We start from the raw sequence: 19683 nt of genomic DNA, 5'->3' as shown, positions 1-19683 counted from the left end.
TCTGCTACAACTGGATAATATAACGCCCCGAGAGGCAATGCCACCAGCAAAACAGGATGCCGCCATGAAAAACATGCTGGGCGCGGAAACGAGCCCCTATCTCCTTCAACATGCCGACAATCCCGTCCACTGGCAACCCTGGAGCGCGGAAACCCTCGCCCTTGCGAAAAGAGAGGGCAAGCCGATCCTGCTCAGCGTCGGTTACGCCGCCTGCCACTGGTGCCATGTGATGGCCCATGAAAGCTTTGAGAATGACGCGACGGCGACGCTGATGAACGAGATGTTCATCAATATCAAGGTGGACCGGGAGGAACGCCCCGATATCGACCAGATATACCAGAGTGCCCTCGCACTTCTGGGCGAACAGGGCGGCTGGCCGCTGACCATGTTCCTGAACTCAAACGGGGAGCCGTTCTGGGGCGGCACCTACTTCCCACCCACCACCGCCTATGGCCGCCCGAGCTTTCAGAATGTGCTGACCACGGTCGCGGAGATTTTCAAAAACGAGCCTGAAAAGGTGACGAAAAACCGCGACGCCCTCAAATCGGCGCTGAAAAAGCTCAATGAAAGCAATGACGGGGAGCGGCCGAAGCTGACGATCGAGGTGCTGGACCGCATCGCCGCCCGCTATGCGGAGGAAGCCGACCCGGTGCATGGCGGTCTCGGCTCCGCCCCGAAATTCCCGCAGGTTTATGTGCTGGAAAATATCTGGCGCAGCTATCTGCGGACGGGCAATACCGCGCTTTCCGAAGTGGTGATCAAGGCGCTGACCGCCATGTCGCAGGGCGGCATCTATGATCATCTGGGCGGCGGCTATGCCCGCTATTCCACCGATCAATACTGGCTCGCGCCGCATTTTGAAAAGATGCTCTATGACAATGCGCAGATCCTCGATCTGATGCTGACCGTGCATCACGAGACGAAATCGGAGCTGTTCGAGGCGCGCATCTATGAGACGGTCGGCTGGCTGCTGCGCGAGATGGTGACAGCGGAAGGCGGTTTCGCCGCCACGATCGACGCGGATTCCGAAGGCGTGGAAGGCAAGTTTTATGTCTGGTCGAAAGCGGAGATTGAGGAAATTCTCGGCGATGAGGCCGCGCAATTTTGCGAAATTCACGCCATCCTGCCCGAAGGAAACTGGGAAAATACCAACATTATCAATCGGTTGAAATATCCCGAATTGCTTGACGAGGCGACAGAGGAACGGCTGGCGCGAGGGCGCCAAAAGCTGTTTGAAGCGCGGGAAACCCGCATTCGGCCGGGGCTCGATGACAAGGTGCTGACCGACTGGAACGGCCTGATGATCGCCACCCTCGCCCGTGCCGGGCATTATTTTGACGAGGCGCACTGGATCGAGGCGGCGGAGAAGGCCTTCGTCGCCCTGACAACGCATTCCATGGAAGAGAACGGCCGCCTCTCGCACAGCTACCGCCTGGGCCGGGCAATGCATACGGGGTTGCTCGATGATTACGCCAATATGGCGCGCGCCGCCCTCACCCTCCATGAGGTGACCGGCAAGGGGTTTTACCTCGCCCGGGCGGAGGAATGGACGGAGATTCTGGGCCGTCATTTCGCAGATGACGCGGGCGGCTATTTCTACACCGCCGATGACGCGGAGGCGCTGATCATCCGCACCAAGAACGCCATGGACAACGCCGTCCCCTCCGGCAACGGGGTGATGCTGGAAGTGCTGGCGAAGCTGCATCTGCTGACCGGCGCGCGCGCACCGTTTGAGGCGGCCATGGCCTCGATCCGCTATTTTTCCGCGGAACTCGGGCGCAATTTCTTCCCGCTGGCGACGCTTCTCAATAATTTCGAGACGCTGATCAACGCCCGGCAGGTGATTATCATCGGCGAACGGAGCGAGGCGGAAGTCATTGATCTTGTGAATGTTCTGAAGGATTTCAGCCTGCCCGCGAAGGTTCTCAACATCCTCCCCGATACGGAAGCGCTGCCCTTCGATCATCCGGCAAAGGGCAAGGGCCGCCTGGACGGCAGACCGACCGCCTATCTCTGCACCGGGCCGAGTTGTTCGCTGCCCGTCAATGATGTGATCGCGTTCACCGCCCTTCTGAAGGAGACCACCGGCCATGCCACAGCTTAGCCTGCACAGCCCCGTCGGCGATCTCACCGTGACGGAGGAGGACGGGAAAATCATCTCCCTCGACTGGGGCTGGGTGCCCGCGGAATGGCAGAGCGCGACGCCGCTGCTGGAGGGCGCGCGGGATCAGCTCAACCGCTATTTCGACGGGGAAATCGGCGATTTTGACCTGCCGCTTGATCCGCCCGGCACGGAATTTCAGAAAAAAGTCTGGGCGGAGATGCGGAAAATTCCGGCGGGACGGACGAAAAGCTACGGGGAAATTGCGAAACTGCTGCAATCGGCCGCGCAACCCGTCGGCACGGCCTGCGGCGCCAACCCGATCCCGATCCTCATCCCCTGCCACCGCATTCTGGCGGCGGGCGGGAAAATCGGCGGCTATTCCGGCGATGGCGGGGTGGAAACGAAGATTGCCCTGCTGCGGCTTGAAAAAGCCTTGCCAGCGGCGCAGCAATCCTTTGATATATAAGACTGAACAGGGCGCAGGAAAAAGGAGAGGGAAATGGTAAAAGCAATTGTCCAGCAGGAACATGGCGGCCCGGAGGTCATGAAATGGCAAGAGGTCACCCTCGGTGCGCCCGGAGCGGGAGAGGCGCGCGTGCGCCATACGGCGGTCGGCCTCAATTTCATTGATGTCTATTTCCGCACCGGTCTCTACCCTGCCCCGCTGCCGCTGACCACCGGCATGGAGGCGGCCGGCGTGATCGAGGAGCTGGGCCCGGGCGTCAGCGGTTTCAATGTCGGCGATCGCGTCGCCTATGCGGGCCGCCCCATCGGCGCCTATTCGGAAGCGCGCATCATGCCGGTGGATAATCTGATCAAACTCCCGGACGGCATTGATGATCAGACCGGGGCGGCCATGATGCTGCAGGGCATGACGGCGGAATATCTGCTGCAACGGACGTTTCACGTGAAACAGGGCGATACGGTGCTGTTCCATGCGGCGGCGGGCGGCGTCGGGCTGTTCGTCTGCCAGTGGCTGCGCCATATCGGGGCGACCATGATCGGCACCGTTGGGTCGGAGGAAAAGGGCGAGCTTGCCAAATCCCTCGGCTGCAGCCATGTGATCAACTACCGGACGGAGGATTTCCAGAAGCGCGTCATGGAAATAACGGACGGCAAGGGCGTGCCCGTGGTGTATGACGCCATTGGCAAGGATACCTTTGAAAAATCCCTCGATTGTCTCTCCCCGCGTGGGCTGATGGTTTCTTTCGGCAATTCCTCCGGTCCGGTGACGAATTTCGATCTCGGGGTACTGGGCGCCAAGGGATCGCTCTATATCACCCGGCCGACGCTGATGACCTATAACGCGAAGCGCGCCGATCTTGAAAAATCCGCGGGCGATCTGATGAAACTTGTCGAAAGCGGCGCGATCAAGGTCACCATCAACCAGACCTACCCGCTTAGTGAAGCCCGCAAGGCCCATGAAGACCTTGAGGGGCGCAAAACCACCGGATCAACGGTGTTTACGGTGTGATTTTTTCCCGAAACCCAAACAAAAAGGCGCCCGATTGTGGCGCCTTTTTATGTAATATTTTGAATCTTATGATTGTATGATATTACTTATATTTCTCGCATGTAATTGGATATTATTTTGTACAGATATGTCGCTTATATTGATGAAGCTGGCGATGACGGACTTAAAGTCATTAGACCAATTGATAATAATGGTTCCAGCGAATGGTTAATTATTTCTGCCGTTCTTGTAAGGGCAGAACGAGAAAGTGAAGTAAAACAATGGGTAAAAGATATTCAAGATGGCCTATGGCGGCATAACTCAAAAATCCTGCATTTTGCAAAGCTTAATGAAAATAAAAAGTTATTTGTATGTAATCAATTAGCAAATTTAGAAGCACGATATTTTGTAGTATGTTCTAATAAGAAAAACATGAGAGGATACAACAATCCTTTCGCTGCAAAAATTCCATCTAAAAATTGGTTCTATTGCTGGATGACAAGAATACTACTCGAAAGAGTAACTAATTTTGTTAATTGGCACTCAATTAAAGAAACAGGAAGACCACATAAACTCAAAGTTGAATATAGTAATCGAGGGGGTTTATCTTATTCGCAGATGAGTGCCTATTATGATTGGATGCGATTACAAGGTGAAAACACTTTTATAAAATCTGGTAGGATGTATTGGGACGTATTAGAATACAAACTATTGAAGGTTTATTCAGCTGAAGAAAGAGCAGGCTTACAATTGGCAGATATTGTAGCAAGCTCTTTTTTTAAAGCTTGTGATATATATAATACTGGTTCTTGTGATACCCGATTTGCAAAATTACTTAATCCAAGAATCGCAAAATATAAAGATCAGCCTCTAACAAAGCCATCAGGATATGGAGTTAAGCTAATTCCAAGCTTAAAGGCAGCTAACTTACAAACTGAACAGGAAGAAATTTTTAGATATTACGGCTATCCAAATCAATGGTGGGACCCGGGCTCGTCTAATCTAAGGTCAAATAGGCCAGAATCATAATCTCCAACCATCCCAATAGACGCCATTGAACATAAAAGCCAACAACCCGAGTTCTCCGGCGACCCACTTTCTCATTATACTATTAATTTAATAATAAATCAATAGAATCAATAACATACGAATATAACTCGTAAGTCATTGATTTAGATTCCTTTTTACCATTAGTGGTATTTTAAATCACGTATTCATGGAATCGAAGAAGTCGTCATTGGTTTTGCTGTGGCGCAGCTTGTCGAGCAGGAATTCCATGGCGTCGGTGGTGCCCATCGGGTTGAGGATGCGGCGCAGGACCCACATTTTCTGCAGCGTCGCCTTGTCAACCAGCAGTTCTTCCTTACGGGTACCGGATTTGGTGATGTCGATGGCCGGGAAGACGCGCTTGTCGGAGAGTTTCCGGTCAAGGATGATTTCCGAATTGCCGGTGCCCTTGAATTCCTCAAAAATCACCTCATCCATGCGCGAGCCGGTCTCAATGAGGGCGGTGGCGACGATGGTCAGCGAGCCGCCTTCCTCGATATTACGGGCCGCGCCGAAGAAGCGTTTCGGGCGTTGCAGGGCGTTGGCATCGACACCGCCGGTCAGCACCTTGCCGCTGGAGGGCACGACGGTGTTATAGGCGCGGGCAAGACGGGTGATACTGTCGAGCAGGATAACCACATCGCGCTTATGCTCGACGAGGCGCTTGGCCTTCTCGATGACCATTTCCGCGACCTGCACATGGCGGGCGGCCGGCTCATCGAAAGTGGAGCTGATCACCTCTCCGCGGACGGAGCGTTTCATATCCGTCACCTCTTCCGGCCGTTCGTCGATCAGCAGGACGATCAGATAGACCTCCGGATTGTTGGTGGTGATGGAATTGGCTATATTTTGCAGCAGAACCGTCTTACCGGTCCGCGGCGGGGCGACGATCAGCGCGCGCTGGCCCTTGCCCTGCGGCGCGACAAGATCGATCACCCGCGCCGAATTGATGTTATTGGCCGTCGGATCGGGGGTTTCCAGCTTGATCCGCTCATCGGGATAAAGCGGCGTCAGGTTATCGAAATTGATTTTGTGACGGGCCTTTTCCGGATCCTCAAAATTGATTTTCTGAACCTTCAGCAGGGCGAAATACCGCTCCCCATCCTTGGGGCTGCGGATCTGCCCTTCCACCGTGTCGCCGGTGCGGAGCGAAAAGCGGCGGATCTGGCTCGGGCTCACATAAATATCATCGGGCCCGGCGAGATAGTTGGCATCGGGGGAGCGCAGAAAACCGAACCCGTCCTGCAAAATCTCCAGAACCCCGCCGCCGGTGATCTCGGCGCCATTTTCCGCCTCATATTTGAGAATGGCGAAAAGCTGTTCCTGCTTGCGCAGGGTGGACGCGTTCTCAATCTCCCGCGCTTCTGCAAGTTCCAGAATTTCGGAAGGGGTTTTTTTCTTAAGTTCTTGAAGATTCATGTATTTTTTCTACGGCCTGAGGAAGGGAAAAGGATTAAAAGAAAACCGTTATAAAGGAAATGTTCAAAATTCGCTTATGCGACCGGTCCGATGGGGATTGCCTGTGAATGTAGGGTGCAATGAGATCGGTGAACAGGAAACGTTCGTAGATTTTTCGAATCTAATGCCAGTTTTACCGGCATTAGTCAAATGAAATATGTGAGAGTTGGCGCATTTCAGAAAGGTTTGACAACCACCAGAATGACAATTCCGATCACGAGAATGGTCGGTATCTCATTGACCATGCGATAGAATTTTGCCGGGCGGGTATTTCTGTCCGCTTCAAACTGTTTGCGCCATTTTGACAGTTCCCCGTGAAAGCCGCCCATCAGGAAAACCAGCGCCAGCTTCAGCCAGATCCAGATATCGCCCCAATAAATAATGCCCGGTGTCAGCAGCAGCAGCCCGCCGAACAGAAACGTCATGATCATCGCCGGATTGATGATGCCGCGGAGGAGCCGCCGCTCCATGATCTTGAAGGTTTCCGACTTGTCCGAGCCGATTTCCGCATCCGCATGATAAACATACAAACGGGGCAGATAAAACATGCCCGCCATCCAGGCAATCACCGAAATGATATGCAGGGATTTGATCCAGGGGTACATTTCTGCAAGAAAATCATACATGATTTATGGCTCTTATCCCCTGTTGTCCGGTTTGTGCCGCGCGCGCCGCGGATAGCGGATTATGTACGGGAAATAGCGTCATGACGCCAGAGATAAACAGTCGCAGGGGGTATCGGTCGTCATAAAACCCGGCTCCTTTTGCGGCTCTGATGCATCGGAAAGGGAAAAAATCATGTCGGCAAGCCCCTTGATGAACTCCGGATGGATACCGAGGGTGCGGATGCGGTGATATTCCGCCACGCCCTCAACCCGCGCGAGCTTGCCATACTCCACATCCAGCTCGACCAGCGTTTCCGAATGCTCCGACACAAAGGCGATGGGCACAACGATGAGGCTGATCCCTTCCCCGCCGGCGCGGGCGATTTCCGCCTCTGTCGAGGGTTCCAGCCATTTGAGCGGGCCGACCCGGCTCTGATAGCAGATGCGCCAGTCGAGATCAGGGCGGCCCAGCGTCGCCACAATGGCGGCGGCGGTTTCCTCCACCTGTCGCTGATAGGGATCACCCGCATCGACAATTTTCTGCGGCAGGCCATGGGCGGAAAACAGCAGACGCACTTTCTCTCCGGCCATTTCATCCAGCTTTGGTGCAATCAATGCCGCATGGGCGGCAATAAACCCTGCCTCCACCGGATAGCAGCAGATGGCGCGGGTTTTTGCCGTCAGCCCCGCCGATTTTGCGGCGCGGGTCCAGTCCTTGAAGGAGGATTCCGTCGTCGTTGTCGAAAACTGCGGATAAAGCGGCAGAAGAAGCACTTCGTCAGGTTGCCAGGCTTTCACTTCCTTTGCCACCTCCGCCGCGAAGGGATGCCAATAGCGCATGACGATAAAAACACGGTAGCTGTCCGCCCCGCCCGGACCGGCAAGGGCACTTTCAAGGGCGCGGGCCTGCGCCTCCGTCTCCGGCAGAATGGGGGAAGATCCGCCCAGCTCCGCATAGATTTCCTGCGCAATCGGCGCCCGGCGGCGGGAAATCAGCTTCGCCACCAGCCAGCGCAGCGGTGTCGGCAGGCGGATGATGGCCGGATCGTAAAACAGGTTGAACAGGAACGGCTCCACCGCCTCCGGACTGTCCGGACCGCCGAGATTGAAGAGAATGACCGCTTTTTTCGCCATCGGATCGCCTATTCCCCGCGGATCAGTGCCGCCAGCCGTGCGACATTTTCCGGCGGCGTCTGCGGCACGATGCCATGGCCAAGATTGAAAATAAAGGGCCTTTTCCCAAGGGTTTCAAGGATTTCGGCAATTCTCCGCTCCATCGCCGCGCCGCCTTCCACCAGCAGCAGCGGATCGAGATTACCCTGTACCGGAACAAGCGACTGCACTTCCTGCGCCGCCCAGTGAAGCGGCGTTCCCGTATCCAGACTGACGGCGGTCACGCCTGTCTCCTTCACATAGTCGATAATATTGGCGCCCACGCCCTTGGGAAAGCCAATGACGGGCAAATCCGGATGGCGGGCACGCAGCCCCTCAACAATGCGCCGCGTCGGCTCTATGGCCCATTTGCGGAAGGCATCATCGGGAAGCACCCCGGCCCAGGTATCGAAAATCTGGATCACCTCCGCCCCCGCCGCGACCTGACGGAGAAGATATTCCGTAGTCGAGGCCACCAGAATTTCCATGAGCTCGCCAAATCCGTCCGGATCGCTGTAAATCCAGTGTTTTGTATGGGCATAATCCTTGGATCCCCGCCCTTCGACCATATAGGTCGCAACGGTCCAGGGCGCCCCGGCAAAGCCGATCAGGGTGCAACTCTGCGGGATTGACTGTGACAGGCGGGAGACTGTCTCATACACCGGCGCCAGTGTCTCATGGATGCGCGTCACATCAAGTTTGGACAACTCGGCGGCGGAGCGGATGGGATCAAGAACCGGTCCTTCCCCTTCGCGATAGGCAAGCGGTTGACCCAGCGCATGGGGGATAAGGAGAATATCGGCGAACAGGATGGCCGCATCCATGCCATAGCGGCGGAGCGGCTGCAAAGTCACTTCCTCGGCCAGCTTCGGATTATAGCAAAGATCGAGAAAGCTGCCGGCATCGGCGCGCGCGGCCCGGTATTCCGGCAGGTAGCGCCCGGCCTGACGCATCAGCCAGAAGGGCGGTCTTGCCATCTGTTCCCCTTGCAGGCTTCGGAGCAGAGCTTTTGTTTCTGATATGCTCACTTGGGTCCCTTCCGGATAGTTATCCCTTTCAATATATATTTATATAAAAAGGATGTTGTTGTTGTTTGTTGCTGTGGGTTCCGGGGATTAAAAAATATCCCCGCCCTTTATAGGATTTATGGGGATAAAATCCACCCTTTCCCTGTTATGGGGGTATCCGTCTGGAAAACAAGGTCAGAGGGTGTTCAAAAAGATGGGGATATCGGGGATAAGTTTCATTTCGGGTCCAGTCGGTGATGTTGTGCACATGATTAAACATGTAAAAAGAAGATCATCCACAGCCGGATAATTGACGGCGAAAAAATCGGCGAATGGGGAGAAAATTTTTGCTCATTGCAAAAAAGCCGTGTTATCCCTGTTATTCACGTTATTCACAGGATTTTCAAACGGCAACATGGCGGAATTTCATCTTCATCTGGTTTCGGATTCGACCGGCGAAACGCTGCAATCCATGACCAAGGCCGCATTGGTCCAGTTTGAGGGGGTGACCCCGGTCGAACATGTCTGGACGCTGACAAGAACCGTGCGGCAGCTCGATGATATCCTTGAATCCATTATGAAAAAGCCCGGTCTTGTGCTTTATACCCTGGTCAGCAAGGAAATGCGCGATGTGCTGGAAATGGGCTGTCAGCGGGTCGGCGTGCCTTGCGTTTCCGTGCTCGACCCCGTTCTGACGGCCTTTTCCGACTTTCTGGGGAAGGAAATCCGCCGCCTTCCCGGCCGCCAGCATATGCTGGACAAGAATTATTTCAGCCGCATCGAGGCGCTGAATTTCACCATGGCCCATGATGATGGGCAGATGACCGACGATCTTTATGAAGCGCAGATTATCCTTGTCGGGGTGTCGCGGACTTCAAAAACGCCCACTTCCTTCTATCTCGCCCACCGCGGTTTTAAAACGGCGAATATCCCGATTGTTCCCAGCATCTCGTTACCGGAATCGCTGTTTGCGCTGAACCGCAGGACCATGGTTATTGGCCTGACGACAAGCCCGGACCGTCTTTCGGAAATCCGCCGCAACCGTTTGCTCAGCCTCAATCAGACGGTCGAAACCGATTATGTGGACCGTGACCGGATCAAGGAAGAGGTGATTTTCGCCCGCAAGCTGTTCACCCGCGAAGGCTGGCCGATCATTGATGTCACCCGCCGCTCGGTGGAGGAAACGGCGGCGCAGATCGTCACCCTTTATAACCGCCGCCAGGAAGAGTTGAGCCGTTAGCCATGAATGAGGAAAAAGAGCTTGTTCTGGCATCGCAGAGTGTGTCGCGGGCGCGGCTTCTGGAAAATGCCGGATTATCCTTTCATATTCAGCCCGCCTTTGTGGATGAGGATGAAGTTAAATTTTCCCTGCAAGGCGCCAAGGCGCCCATCCGGGATGCTGCCGTCGCGCTGGCGGAGCTGAAAGCAACACGGGTTTCCGCACGTATCCCGCAGGCCTTTGTTATCGGCGCCGACCAGATCCTGGAATGCAATGATATATGGTTTGATAAACCCGCCGATATGGAACATGCCCGCGCGCATCTGCTGTCCCTGAAAGGCAAAACCCATCGCCTTGCCAATGCGGTCTGCGTTGCGAAAGGCGGAACAGTTATCTGGCGGCATGTGGATATTGCGCGTCTCTCCATGCGCCATTTTGAGGATGCGTTTCTGGATGCCTATCTGGAACAGACGGGCGATGCGATCCTGTCATCCGTCGGCGCCTATCATCTGGAGGGGCTGGGCGCGCATCTGTTTGCGAAGGTGGAGGGGGATTTCTTCTCCATTCTCGGCCTTCCCCTGCTGCCGCTGCTGGATTTCCTGCGCGGCCACAAGATCGGATTGGCGCCATGACGCAACAATCAAAAAAAATTGCCGGCGTGATGGGCTGGCCGATCAGCCACTCCCTGTCGCCGCGCCTGCATGGCTACTGGATTGAAAAATACAATCTGGCGGCGGAATATCATGCCTGGCCGGTGCGCCCTGAAGAACTCGGCGACAGCTTAAAACGCCTGACAGCGGAATATGCGGCAAATGGTCATTTGTTTCGCGGCACCAACCTCACTATCCCCCTGAAAGAAACCGCCTTTGATATTGTCGATATCATTGACCCTTCCGCCGTGCGGATCGGGGCGGTGAACACGGTGGTTGTGGAGACGGACGGTCGTTTGACCGGCCGCAATACAGATGGCATCGGCTTTCTGGATTCTCTTGCAGAACATCTTGATTTGACGGAGCTTTCCGGGGGGATAGCCGTTTTGCTCGGGGCGGGCGGCGCGGCGCGGGCCGTTGCTGTGGCCTTGACGGATCTTGGAATGACGAAGGTGATTATCTGCAACAGATCGCTGGCCCGGGCGGAGGCGCTGGCCGGGCATATCGGCGCAGGCGCAACGGCGGCGGCATGGGATTTACGCGAGGAATTGCTGAGAGAGGCCGATCTCCTTGTCAATTGCACCAGTCTCGGCATGAAAGGTCAGCCGGAGCTCGATATCCGTCTCGACCCCCTCAAAAAATCGGCGATTGTGACGGATATCGTCTATGTTCCCCTTGAAACCGGGCTTTTACGGGCGGCGCGAAAGCGGGGATGCCGGACGGTTGACGGGCTCGGCATGCTGCTGCATCAGGCAAAAGCCGGATTTGAGGCCTGGTTCGGCGTCAAACCGGCAGTGGATGAAAATTTACGCCGCCATGTTCTGGATGGATTAAAAGGATAAGAAAATGCTGCTTCTGGGACTGACCGGATCAATCGGTATGGGAAAATCAACGGTCGGAGAGATGTTCCGCAAACTTGGCATCCCTGTTTATGACGCGGATGCGGAAATCCATAAGCTCTATGCCAAGGGCGGAAAAGGGGTGGAGCCGATCCGGGAAGCTTTTCCGGAGGCGGTTGTTGACGATCAGGTGGACCGCGCCCGTCTCAGCAAGCTGGTTGTCGGCTTTGATGCTGAAATCCAGCGTCTTGAAAAGGTCATTCATCCGCTTCTGGCCGACGGGCGCGCCGCCTTTTTCGCAGAGGCAGAGGCGGCAGGGCATCATCTGGTTGTTCTTGATATTCCACTTATTTTCGAGACCGGGGGGGAAGGACGGGTGCATAAGATCGCCGTTGTCTCCGCCCCGGCCGATGTGCAGCGGGCGCGGGTTCTCGCCCGCCCTGACATGACAGAAGAAAAATTCGAGGCTATTCTTGCCCGCCAGGTGGATGATGCGGAAAAGCGCCGCCGCGCGGATTTTGTCATCAATACCCATTGCAGTATCGATGAAACCTTTGAACAGGTGAAAAAGCTGGTGAATGAGCTGACGGATGCGTGAAATTGTCCTCGATACGGAAACGACAGGATTTGATCCGGAACAAGGTGACCGGATTGTCGAAATCGGCTGTATCGAGTTGATCAACCATATCCCGAGTGGCAACAGCTATCATCGCTATATCAATCCCGAACGGGATATGCCGGAGGCGGCCTTTCGCGTGCATGGCTTAAGCGAGCAATTCCTGCGCGGCCATAAGGTGATGGCCGAGGAAATGGCGGAATTTCTGGATTTTATCGGTGATGCGCCGCTCGTTATCCATAACGCGGCCTTTGATATGAAATTCCTGAATGCGGAGCTTGCCCGTCTTGGCAAGCCGGTCCTGCCGATGAGCCGCAGTATTGATACAGTCGCCATGGCGCGGCAGAAATTCCCGGGCGCGCAGGCCAATCTGGATGCGCTCTGCCGCCGCTTCGGCATTGATAACTCAGCCCGGACCCGGCATGGCGCGCTGCTCGATGCGGAACTGCTGGCCGAAGTGTATCTGGAACTGATCGGCGGGCGGCAGCATGGCCTGTCGCTGGATGCGGGGGACGAGGATGTCAATGCGTCCATCACCCTGGAAGTCCGGGCGCCACGCCCCCACAGGGCAAGCGAGGCGGAACGCGCAGCCCATCAGGCATTTCTTGAAAAAATCAAGGACCCCCTCTGGCGGCAGACAAGCTGATATTCCGCCGCCCCCAGCAGGAGTAGGATATCCGGATCAGGCGTGGCCGACCGGCGGGGTCTGCCCCGCCATCTGGCCCTTGTGATCGCGATACAGCTTGGCGAAGTCGATGGGTTCCAGCATCAGCGGGGAATAGCCGCCATCGCGCGTCACATCGGCAACCACGCGTCTTGCGAAGGGGAATAGCAGCCGCGGGCATTCGATCATGCAGACCATTTCCAGGGTTTCCGGCGGGAAATCCCGCAGCACGAAGAAACCGCCATAGACAAGCTCGATGATAAAGGCAGCCTGTTCGCCGTGGTTGGCCTTGACTTCGATCCTGAGTTCAATCTCATAAAGGTCATTATCGCCGGCGCGGGCCTGGATATTGACGCCAAGCTGCACTTCCGGGGCGCCTTTTTCCGGATCCAGACTGCCGGGCGCATTGGGGTTTTCAAAGGAAAGATCCTTTACATACTGGCGGATAATGGCGAGCGCCGGTTGCTTTTGTGCGGTCTGTCCATCGGCGCCCCCATTGGCGGCCTTGGCCTGTCCTTCCTCTGACATGAACGGATATCTCCTTGAAAAGGCGGCTCTGAAAGCCGGTAAAATGTCGCCAAAATGGCTATCACGGATGTCCGCAAGGGACAAGGGCGAAGCTGTTATTTTTCTTTGGACCAGGGGCTGTCCGGGTTTGCCTCACTTCCCGAGCCAAGACGTTCCGGATCCTCGTCAATCACTTCATACTCTCCGTCAATGACGGTATCGCGCGATTGGGCATTGCGGTTCTGAAAGCCTGTCGCCACAAATTTGGAATGGCGCGCCATGTAGCCTGCGAACAGGCGGCGCAGCGGCGGGATCAGCAGCAGGAGGCCGATCGTATCGGTGACAAAACCCGGGATCAGCAGGAATAACCCGCCAATGGCGAGGAGAAATCCCTCGAATATTTCATTGACCGGACTTTGCCGGTTATTGAGGGTCGTTTGCGCCCGCATCAGCACATCAAGACCCTGCATGCGGATCAGTGCGACGCCGATCACGGCGGTCACGATAGTGATAATAATGGTATTGAGGGCGCCGATCTCGCTTCCTACCTGAACAAAGACAAAAATCTCGATCAGTGGAATTCCGATCAAAGCCGCTAAAAACAGCAAAGCCAAGCTTGTTTATCCCCGATAAACTTCTATGTAACAAACAGATGCCCAAGAAGCTGGAATGATACAAGGTACTGGACCTCGGACCCTTAACCCATTAACTTCTTGTACAGACCTATCCCTTACATAAGGGGTGTTGGAAGTTTTACCAAACCCAATTTGAAGATATCATTATGGACAACGGTTTTCAGTTCCTGGACATTATTCTGCTTGCGGCGGTGGCCGGGTTTATATTCCTGCGCCTGCGCAGCGTGCTTGGCCGGCGGATGGGTCACGAACAATCCCGCCGAGAGGATAATTCCCGCCGCGTAAACGAAGGCCATAAAGGAAATTTCGAAGAAAAACCGTCCGAAGATAATGTTATTCTTCTCGGTGACAAGGCACGCCCGGACGAACAAACGCCGTTTGCCGCCTCGCCGCTTCAGCAGACGCTCAATGATATCCACCGGATTGACAGAAGTTTTGATCCCGCAACCTTTGTCCAGGGCGCGCAGGCGGCCTATGAGGCGATTGTTGTCGCCTTTGCAAATGGGGATCGCGAAACGCTGAAAATGCTGCTGTCAGAGAAGGTGTTCGAGAATTTCGATGCCTCCATCCAGGATCGCGAAGACCGGAATGAGAAAATGTCGACGGATATCGTCTCCATTCACTCGGCCGAGATTACCGATGCGATGCTCGAAGGGCGCGAGGCGGAAGTTACCGTAAAATTCGATGCGGAAATGATCACCATGACCAAGGATGAGGAAGGCGTTGTCATCGCCGGTGATCCGCAGCCGCATATGGTGCATGAACTTTGGACCTTCGCGCGCAATCTCAAATCCCGCAATCCGAACTGGCTGCTTATCACCACCCGCCGCGCTGAATAGCCCCGGGCGCGTTGCATGGGTTGGCGTAACTCACTTCAGTTGAACAGAAAATGGGGAGCGGGGATTGCCCTTGCTCTCCTCGCGCTTGCCGGGCTGGCCTATTGGCTGCTGCGGGAGGAGGCGATTTTCGAAGAGCCGGAAGAACGCCTTGTTCTTGTCAGGGCCGGATTTGCCGACCTTCCCGATTGGGATAAGGATGATCTTGGCGGTTTCGCCGATGCTTTCTTCAAATCCTGCGACACGCTTGAAAATCTCCCGGCCGAGCGGAAAATGGGCGGTACCGGTATGGCGGGCGTTGTCGGCGACTGGCAGCCGCTGTGTGAAAGCGCCCGCGCGCTCACGCCGGAAACATCGGCATGGCAGCAGTTTTTTGAAGCAAACTTCACCCCCTTTGCGGTGCTGAACAACGATCGGCCCGCCGGGCTTTTCACGGGATATTACGAAGCCAGCCTCAAAGGCAGCCGCGAGCGGAAACCCCCCTTCCTGACGCCGCTTTACCTGCGCCCGCCGGAACTTGTGATGGTCGAGCTCGGCCGCTTTCGCGAGGAGCTGAAAGGCCACCGCATCGCCGGCAAGGTGGAAGATGGAAATCTAGTTCCCTTTGCCGACCGGGCCGGGATTGACAAGGGCGCCCTTCAGAACCGCGATCTCGAATTTGTCTGGGTGGACAGCGATGTAGACGCCTTTTTCCTGCATATCCAGGGCTCCGGCCTGATCGAAATGGACGATGGCAGCGAACTCCGTGTTGGCTATGCGGCGCAAAACGGGCATCCCTATTTCGCCATCGGCCGTGACCTGATCGAACAGGGCTATGTCGCCAAAGAGGATATGTCCATGCAGGCCATCCGTGACTGGCTGGAGGCAAACCCGGACAAGGCCAGCGCCCTGATGCAAAAAAATGCGTCTTTCGTCTTTTTCCGTGAACTCGCGACCAGCGGGCCGATTGGCGCGCAAGGGGTGGAGCTGACGCCAGAACGCAGCCTCGCCGTGGATCGGAAATTTTGGCCGCTGGGGGTGCCCGTCTGGCTGTCAACGGAAGTTGCTCCCTCCTCCAGCCCGCTGGAAATTGAAAAATTCAACCGTTTGATGATGGCGCAGGATACCGGCGGGGCCATTCGCGGGCCGGTGCGCGGTGATGTCTTCTGGGGACATGGGGAATATGCCTATGACATGTCCGGCGGCATGAAAAGCGAGGGACGGCTGTGGATCCTGCTTCCCAACGCGCTGGCGCAGGCGATAAAAACAGACGCCTCCAGCTAACTTTCTGGCGAAATAATGTGTCAGGCGGTATAGTTTCCGGGCGCATCAGGGAGAATTGCATGACCGACCCGGACACAAGAAAAAATGTGGCTCTGTTCGTGACCTGTCTGGTTGATTTGAACCGTCCGTCAGTTGCCTTTGCCGCCCTGCGGCTTTTGGAAGCCGCAAACTGCACCATTGTGGTGCCGGAAATGCAAACCTGCTGTGGCCAGATTGCCTATAACTCTGGCGACAAAAAAAGCACCAAAGACATTGCCCGCGCCGTTATCCGCGCCTTTCAGGGATTTGACTATGTGGTTGCCCCCTCCGGTTCCTGCGCCGGGATGATCCGCCACCACTATGCGGAACTTTTCGAAGATGACGATACCATTATGGTGGAGGTTGCGGCGCTTTCAGAGCGAACATATGAGCTCACCTCCTTCCTGCATGATGTCTGTGGCTATCATCCGGAGGGTATAAAATATCCGGCGACCCTCACCTATCATGACAGTTGCAGCAGCCTTCGCGAGATGAAGGTGCGCGATCAGCCACGGGCTCTCCTCTCCGCCGTTGACGGGCTGGAACTGCGGGAGGCGGAGGATGCCGCCGCCTGCTGCGGCTTTGGCGGAACCTTCTGTTTGAAATATTCGGAAATTTCAGAGTCCATGGTCGATACGAAAATCGACAATCTGCTGAAAAGCGGGGCGGAGACGCTGGCCGCCGGGGATCTCGGCTGCCTGATGAATATTGCCGGGCGGCTGAAACGGCGGGGAGAGCGCATGAAAGTGCTGCATGTGGCGGAAATCCTCGCCGGTATGGGGGATGAGCCAGGTCTTGGAGAGGAGTCCCGCTGATGCAGGTCACTGCCCGACGCTTCAAGAAAAACGCTCATGGCGCGCTCCAGGATGACAATATCCAGAAAGCCTTTTCCAAGGTAAAGGGCGGTTTTCCGATTGCCCGGGCAAAAGCGGCAGGCGAGCTTCCGGAATTTGACGCGCTGCGGGATCAGGCCCGTGATCTCAAGAACCATATCCTCGACAATCTGGATTATTATCTCGAATATTTCGAGGAGCAGGTCCTGCTTCAGGGCGGGAAGGTGCATTGGTGCAGCAGTTATGCCGACGCGCGGGCAGCGGTGCTGGAGATTTGCCGGGCGGCAGAGGCAAAGACGGTGACCAAGGGCAAATCCATGATTACCGAGGAAATGGCCCTCAATGATCATCTGGCGGCGAACGGGATCGAGCCGATCGAGACGGACCTTGGTGAATATATCATCCAGCTTGCCCATGAATATCCGAGCCATATCATCGCCCCGGCGCTGCACAAAACGAAGGATCAGGTCAGCGATCTGTTCCATCAACATCATGAAAAATATGGGTTTTCCGAACGGCTGACGGATCCGCAGGCGCTGGTGAACGAGGCGCGGCGTATCCTGCGCGATAAATATGTTGCCGCCGATGTGGGCATTACCGGGGCGAATTTCCTGATCGCCGAGACGGGATCAACGGTGATTGTCACCAATGAGGGCAATGGCGATCTCACCCAGTCCCTCCCGAAAACCCATATTGCGGTGTCCAGCATTGAAAAGGTCGTGCCGACATTGGAGGATGCGAGCCTGTTCCTGCGCCTGCTTGCCCGCTCCGCCACGGGGCAGGAAATGTCCGTCTATACCACCTTTTCCACGGGTCCGCGCCGGACGGATGATATTGACGGGCCCGCCAATTTTCATGTGGTGCTGGTGGACAGCGGGCGCAGCGATCTGCTTGGCACGAATAAGCAGGATTTGCTGCGCTGTCTCAAATGCGGCGCCTGCATGAATCATTGCCCGGTTTATCAGGCCGTCGGTGGGCACAGCTATGGCTGGGTCTATCCCGGGCCCATCGGCGCGGCGCTCAATCCGCATATGGTCGGGCTGGAGGAAGCGCGTCATCTGCCCAGCGCCTCCACCTTCTGCGGGCGGTGCGAGGAAGTCTGCCCGGTGCGCATTCCGTTGCCGAAAATCATGCGTCACTGGCGGGAGGAGGCGTTTCAAGCGCAAGTGACGCCTAAGCCGGAACGCTGGGGCATCGGGCTGTGGGCGTTTTTTGCCAAAAGACCCGCCCTTTACCGGCCCTTGACCCGTTTTGCAGCGCGGTCCCTTAAGATCATGGGGGGCAGGAAGGGCGTTATCCGCCGCCTGCCGCTTCTCAAGGGCTGGACCGATGTCCGCGATTTTCCGGCGCCACAGGGAAAAACCTTTATGGAGCAATGGAAAAAGCAGCAGCGGGAGAGCAGATGATGTCGTCACGCAGCCGCATCCTCGGCCGGATCCGCCATAATCTGGGGCGCGGCCCGCTATCGGCGGAAAAAGCCGCGGAGCTGAAAACCCGGATTGAGGAGCACAGGCCAAATCTTGTACCAAAGCGGACGGAAATTTCCCCTGCGGCGCAAGTCGATCTGTTTCAGGCCAAGGCCGAAGCCCTTGGCGCGACGGTAACCCGCCTATCCTCCCTGGACGCGGTGCCGGAGGCGGTGAGCCGTTATCTGAGCGATCATAATCTCGCAACAAAGATCAAAATGTCGCCGGAGGCGGCGCTGGACGCCCTTCCCTTCGATCAGACGCCGATGCTGGACATCACCCGCGGTGCGGCGACGGCGGAAGATGACGTCAGCCTCACCCCGGCCTTTGCTGGAATTGCCGAAACGGGAACGCTTTGCCTGGCATCGGGCCCGGATACACCTTCCACCCTCAATTTCCTGCCTGAAAACCATATCGTTCTTCTCAGGCGGTCGCAGATCATCGGCACGATGGAGGAAAGCTGGGCGCGGCTTCGGGCGAAATACGGGGCGGGAAACCTGCCCCGCACCCTCAACTTGATTTCCGGCCCGTCGCGCACGGCGGATATTGAACAGACCCTGATCATGGGGGCGCACGGGCCGCGCCGCCTGCATATCCTGATTGTTGACGATGCCGAAAAAGACTAACCGGGCAAAGGGGCTCTCAAAAGCCGATCGCGATCTCTGGGACCATGTGGCCCGCAGCATTGATCCGATTGCCTCCAACCGCTTCACCGGACAGGAGAAAGATACCATTATGGTGCAGAACGATATTGGCGGTGGCGCGCCCAGCACCAATATGGTGGCAGGCGCGGCGCCGAGCTCCCCTCCTTCCCGCCGCTCGCTGAGCGCGGATGAACTTACCAGAGCCATGACGGAATGGCAGAATTCCGGGTTTTCTGGCGATAGTTCGGCCACAGAGACAACTCCATCACGCCGTCAGAACGTGCCGGGCCTCGATCGCCGCACGGCGGAACGGCTGCGCAAGGGCAAGATGGAGATTGACGGGCGGATTGACCTGCATGGCCTGACGCGGGCGGAGGCGCATCGGCAGCTTCGCCGGTTTATCACGGCGGCGCAGATCCGGGGCTTGCGCTGCGTGCTGGTGATTACAGGCAAAGGCTCATCCCGGCAGAAAACCGAGGATGCCCCTTTCATGGGAAGCGAACGAAGCGGGGTCCTCCGCGATGCGGTGCCGAGTTGGCTGCGGGCGCCGGATCTTCAGCATCTGGTGATTGACATTCGCAGCGCACAGCCGAAACATGGCGGCAGCGGCGCGCTGTATGTGCTGCTCCGCCGCAGCCGGAAATGAGGCGCGGCGCAATATGGGGAT

General features: G+C 56.3%; 21 protein-coding genes. 15 read left to right on the top strand and 6 right to left on the bottom strand.

Annotated elements, in window-relative coordinates; translation table 11 throughout:
- Nucleotides 1–64: 64 nt before the first annotated feature.
- The 4 genes from CMN55_RS08875 to CMN55_RS08860 all read left to right on the top strand — a co-directional run bounded on the left by CMN55_RS08875 (nt 65) and on the right by CMN55_RS08860 (nt 4586).
- The gene (locus CMN55_RS08875; RefSeq protein ID WP_293949432.1) at nt 65–2104 is read left to right on the top strand and encodes a thioredoxin domain-containing protein; all 2040 of its coding nucleotides are present in this window, start codon (nt 65–67) and stop codon (nt 2102–2104) included.
- Nucleotides 2091–2570, top strand: a complete 480-nt coding sequence (locus tag CMN55_RS08870) for a methylated-DNA--[protein]-cysteine S-methyltransferase (protein WP_293949431.1) — start codon at nt 2091–2093, stop codon at nt 2568–2570. Before CMN55_RS08875 ends, CMN55_RS08870 begins: the two co-directional genes overlap by 14 nt.
- A 33-nt stretch (nt 2571–2603) precedes the next feature.
- Nucleotides 2604–3578, top strand: a complete 975-nt coding sequence (locus CMN55_RS08865) for a quinone oxidoreductase family protein (RefSeq protein ID WP_293949430.1) — start codon at nt 2604–2606, stop codon at nt 3576–3578.
- A gap of 117 nt (nt 3579–3695) precedes the next feature.
- A complete protein-coding gene (locus tag CMN55_RS08860) occupies nt 3696–4586 on the top strand; it encodes a DUF3800 domain-containing protein (protein WP_293949429.1) in 891 nt (296 codons plus the stop codon).
- 177 nt (nt 4587–4763) lie between these two features.
- On the opposite strand, the gene rho is transcribed toward CMN55_RS08860, so the two are convergent.
- The 4 genes from rho to hemE form a co-directional block, all read right to left on the bottom strand.
- Nucleotides 4764–6023: a transcription termination factor Rho gene (gene rho / locus CMN55_RS08855; protein WP_293949428.1), complete on the bottom strand. Its 1260-nt coding sequence runs from the start codon at nt 6021–6023 to the stop codon at nt 4764–4766.
- 215 nt (nt 6024–6238) lie between these two features.
- The gene (gene hemJ / locus CMN55_RS08850; protein WP_293949427.1) at nt 6239–6688 is read right to left on the bottom strand and encodes a protoporphyrinogen oxidase HemJ; all 450 of its coding nucleotides are present in this window, start codon (nt 6686–6688) and stop codon (nt 6239–6241) included.
- Nucleotides 6689–6766: 78 nt separating this feature from the next.
- Complete coding sequence (hemH, locus tag CMN55_RS08845; protein ID WP_293949426.1) at nt 6767–7801, bottom strand: ferrochelatase; 1035 nt, start codon at nt 7799–7801, stop codon at nt 6767–6769.
- An 8-nt stretch (nt 7802–7809) separates the two neighbouring features.
- Nucleotides 7810–8796, bottom strand: a complete 987-nt coding sequence (gene hemE / locus CMN55_RS08840) for a uroporphyrinogen decarboxylase (protein ID WP_459253650.1) — start codon at nt 8794–8796, stop codon at nt 7810–7812.
- A gap of 445 nt (nt 8797–9241) precedes the next feature.
- Here hemE and CMN55_RS08835 point away from each other — a divergent pair, with 445 nt between their 5' ends.
- Genes CMN55_RS08835 through dnaQ form a run of 5 tightly spaced genes read left to right on the top strand, consistent with a single transcriptional unit; the run spans nt 9242 to nt 12796 of the window.
- Nucleotides 9242–10066, top strand: coding sequence for a pyruvate, water dikinase regulatory protein (locus CMN55_RS08835; protein ID WP_293949424.1), 825 nt, complete (start codon nt 9242–9244; stop codon nt 10064–10066).
- Between the two features lie 2 nt (nt 10067–10068).
- Nucleotides 10069–10677, top strand: a complete 609-nt coding sequence (locus tag CMN55_RS08830) for a Maf family protein (RefSeq protein ID WP_293949423.1) — start codon at nt 10069–10071, stop codon at nt 10675–10677.
- A complete protein-coding gene (locus CMN55_RS08825; protein WP_293949422.1) occupies nt 10674–11537 on the top strand; it encodes a shikimate dehydrogenase in 864 nt (287 codons plus the stop codon). Before CMN55_RS08830 ends, CMN55_RS08825 begins: the two co-directional genes overlap by 4 nt.
- 4 nt (nt 11538–11541) lie before the next feature.
- Nucleotides 11542–12132, top strand: a complete 591-nt coding sequence (coaE, locus tag CMN55_RS08820) for a dephospho-CoA kinase (protein ID WP_293949421.1) — start codon at nt 11542–11544, stop codon at nt 12130–12132.
- Nucleotides 12125–12796: a DNA polymerase III subunit epsilon gene (dnaQ, locus tag CMN55_RS08815; RefSeq protein WP_293949420.1), complete on the top strand. Its 672-nt coding sequence runs from the start codon at nt 12125–12127 to the stop codon at nt 12794–12796. The genes coaE and dnaQ overlap by 8 nt, the downstream gene beginning before the upstream one ends.
- Before the next feature lie 36 nt (nt 12797–12832).
- Here the strand turns inward: dnaQ and secB are convergent, their stop codons facing one another.
- A complete protein-coding gene (gene secB, locus CMN55_RS08810) occupies nt 12833–13342 on the bottom strand; it encodes a protein-export chaperone SecB (protein WP_293949419.1) in 510 nt (169 codons plus the stop codon).
- Between the two features lie 95 nt (nt 13343–13437).
- Nucleotides 13438–13935, bottom strand: coding sequence for an FxsA family protein (locus CMN55_RS08805; protein WP_293949418.1), 498 nt, complete (start codon nt 13933–13935; stop codon nt 13438–13440).
- Nucleotides 13936–14102: 167 nt separating this feature from the next.
- Between CMN55_RS08805 and CMN55_RS08800 the strand changes: the two genes are divergently transcribed.
- Genes CMN55_RS08800 through CMN55_RS08775 form a run of 6 tightly spaced genes read left to right on the top strand, consistent with a single transcriptional unit; the run spans nt 14103 to nt 19662 of the window.
- Entirely contained in the window at nt 14103–14795 is a 693-nt protein-coding gene (locus tag CMN55_RS08800) for a Tim44/TimA family putative adaptor protein (protein WP_293949417.1), read from the top strand.
- Nucleotides 14796–14810: 15 nt separating this feature from the next.
- The gene (mltA, locus tag CMN55_RS08795) at nt 14811–16055 is read left to right on the top strand and encodes a murein transglycosylase A (protein WP_293949416.1); all 1245 of its coding nucleotides are present in this window, start codon (nt 14811–14813) and stop codon (nt 16053–16055) included.
- 59 nt (nt 16056–16114) lie between these two features.
- Nucleotides 16115–16888, top strand: coding sequence for a (Fe-S)-binding protein (locus CMN55_RS08790; RefSeq protein ID WP_293949415.1), 774 nt, complete (start codon nt 16115–16117; stop codon nt 16886–16888).
- On the top strand, nt 16888–18312 hold the full coding sequence (locus CMN55_RS08785) for a LutB/LldF family L-lactate oxidation iron-sulfur protein (RefSeq protein ID WP_293949414.1): 1425 nt from the start codon (nt 16888–16890) through the stop codon (nt 18310–18312). The genes CMN55_RS08790 and CMN55_RS08785 overlap by 1 nt, the downstream gene beginning before the upstream one ends.
- Entirely contained in the window at nt 18282–18998 is a 717-nt protein-coding gene (locus CMN55_RS08780) for a LutC/YkgG family protein (protein WP_293949413.1), read from the top strand. Before CMN55_RS08785 ends, CMN55_RS08780 begins: the two co-directional genes overlap by 31 nt.
- The gene (locus tag CMN55_RS08775) at nt 18982–19662 is read left to right on the top strand and encodes a Smr/MutS family protein (RefSeq protein WP_293949412.1); all 681 of its coding nucleotides are present in this window, start codon (nt 18982–18984) and stop codon (nt 19660–19662) included. Before CMN55_RS08780 ends, CMN55_RS08775 begins: the two co-directional genes overlap by 17 nt.
- Nucleotides 19663–19683: the final 21 nt, after the last annotated feature.

The organism is Sneathiella sp. (assembly GCF_002694385.1).
Lineage (GTDB): Bacteria > Pseudomonadota > Alphaproteobacteria > Sneathiellales > Sneathiellaceae > Sneathiella.
The sequence above is the reverse complement of the archived record's forward strand: the minus strand, read 5'-3'. Positions and strand labels throughout refer to the sequence as shown.

Excerpts from the sequence above, each read along its gene's own strand:
- hemE (WP_459253650.1), bottom strand. The coding sequence starts at position 8,796 with ATGGCAAGACCGCCCTTCTGGCTGATGCGTCAGGCCGGGCGCTACCTG.
- secB (WP_293949419.1), bottom strand. The coding sequence starts at position 13,342 with ATGTCAGAGGAAGGACAGGCCAAGGCCGCCAATGGGGGCGCCGATGGA.
- rho (WP_293949428.1), bottom strand. The coding sequence starts at position 6,023 with ATGAATCTTCAAGAACTTAAGAAAAAAACCCCTTCCGAAATTCTGGAA.
- CMN55_RS08780 (WP_293949413.1), top strand. The coding sequence starts at position 18,282 with ATGGAAAAAGCAGCAGCGGGAGAGCAGATGATGTCGTCACGCAGCCGC.
- dnaQ (WP_293949420.1), top strand. The coding sequence starts at position 12,125 with ATGCGTGAAATTGTCCTCGATACGGAAACGACAGGATTTGATCCGGAA.
- CMN55_RS08800 (WP_293949417.1), top strand. The coding sequence starts at position 14,103 with ATGGACAACGGTTTTCAGTTCCTGGACATTATTCTGCTTGCGGCGGTG.
- CMN55_RS08775 (WP_293949412.1), top strand. The coding sequence starts at position 18,982 with ATGCCGAAAAAGACTAACCGGGCAAAGGGGCTCTCAAAAGCCGATCGC.
- CMN55_RS08790 (WP_293949415.1), top strand. The coding sequence starts at position 16,115 with ATGACCGACCCGGACACAAGAAAAAATGTGGCTCTGTTCGTGACCTGT.
- CMN55_RS08830 (WP_293949423.1), top strand. The coding sequence starts at position 10,069 with ATGAATGAGGAAAAAGAGCTTGTTCTGGCATCGCAGAGTGTGTCGCGG.
- mltA (WP_293949416.1), top strand. The coding sequence starts at position 14,811 with ATGGGTTGGCGTAACTCACTTCAGTTGAACAGAAAATGGGGAGCGGGG.
- CMN55_RS08835 (WP_293949424.1), top strand. The coding sequence starts at position 9,242 with ATGGCGGAATTTCATCTTCATCTGGTTTCGGATTCGACCGGCGAAACG.
- hemJ (WP_293949427.1), bottom strand. The coding sequence starts at position 6,688 with ATGTATGATTTTCTTGCAGAAATGTACCCCTGGATCAAATCCCTGCAT.
- hemH (WP_293949426.1), bottom strand. The coding sequence starts at position 7,801 with ATGGCGAAAAAAGCGGTCATTCTCTTCAATCTCGGCGGTCCGGACAGT.
- CMN55_RS08875 (WP_293949432.1), top strand. The coding sequence starts at position 65 with ATGAAAAACATGCTGGGCGCGGAAACGAGCCCCTATCTCCTTCAACAT.
- CMN55_RS08865 (WP_293949430.1), top strand. The coding sequence starts at position 2,604 with ATGGTAAAAGCAATTGTCCAGCAGGAACATGGCGGCCCGGAGGTCATG.
- CMN55_RS08825 (WP_293949422.1), top strand. The coding sequence starts at position 10,674 with ATGACGCAACAATCAAAAAAAATTGCCGGCGTGATGGGCTGGCCGATC.
- CMN55_RS08785 (WP_293949414.1), top strand. The coding sequence starts at position 16,888 with ATGCAGGTCACTGCCCGACGCTTCAAGAAAAACGCTCATGGCGCGCTC.
- coaE (WP_293949421.1), top strand. The coding sequence starts at position 11,542 with ATGCTGCTTCTGGGACTGACCGGATCAATCGGTATGGGAAAATCAACG.
- CMN55_RS08870 (WP_293949431.1), top strand. The coding sequence starts at position 2,091 with ATGCCACAGCTTAGCCTGCACAGCCCCGTCGGCGATCTCACCGTGACG.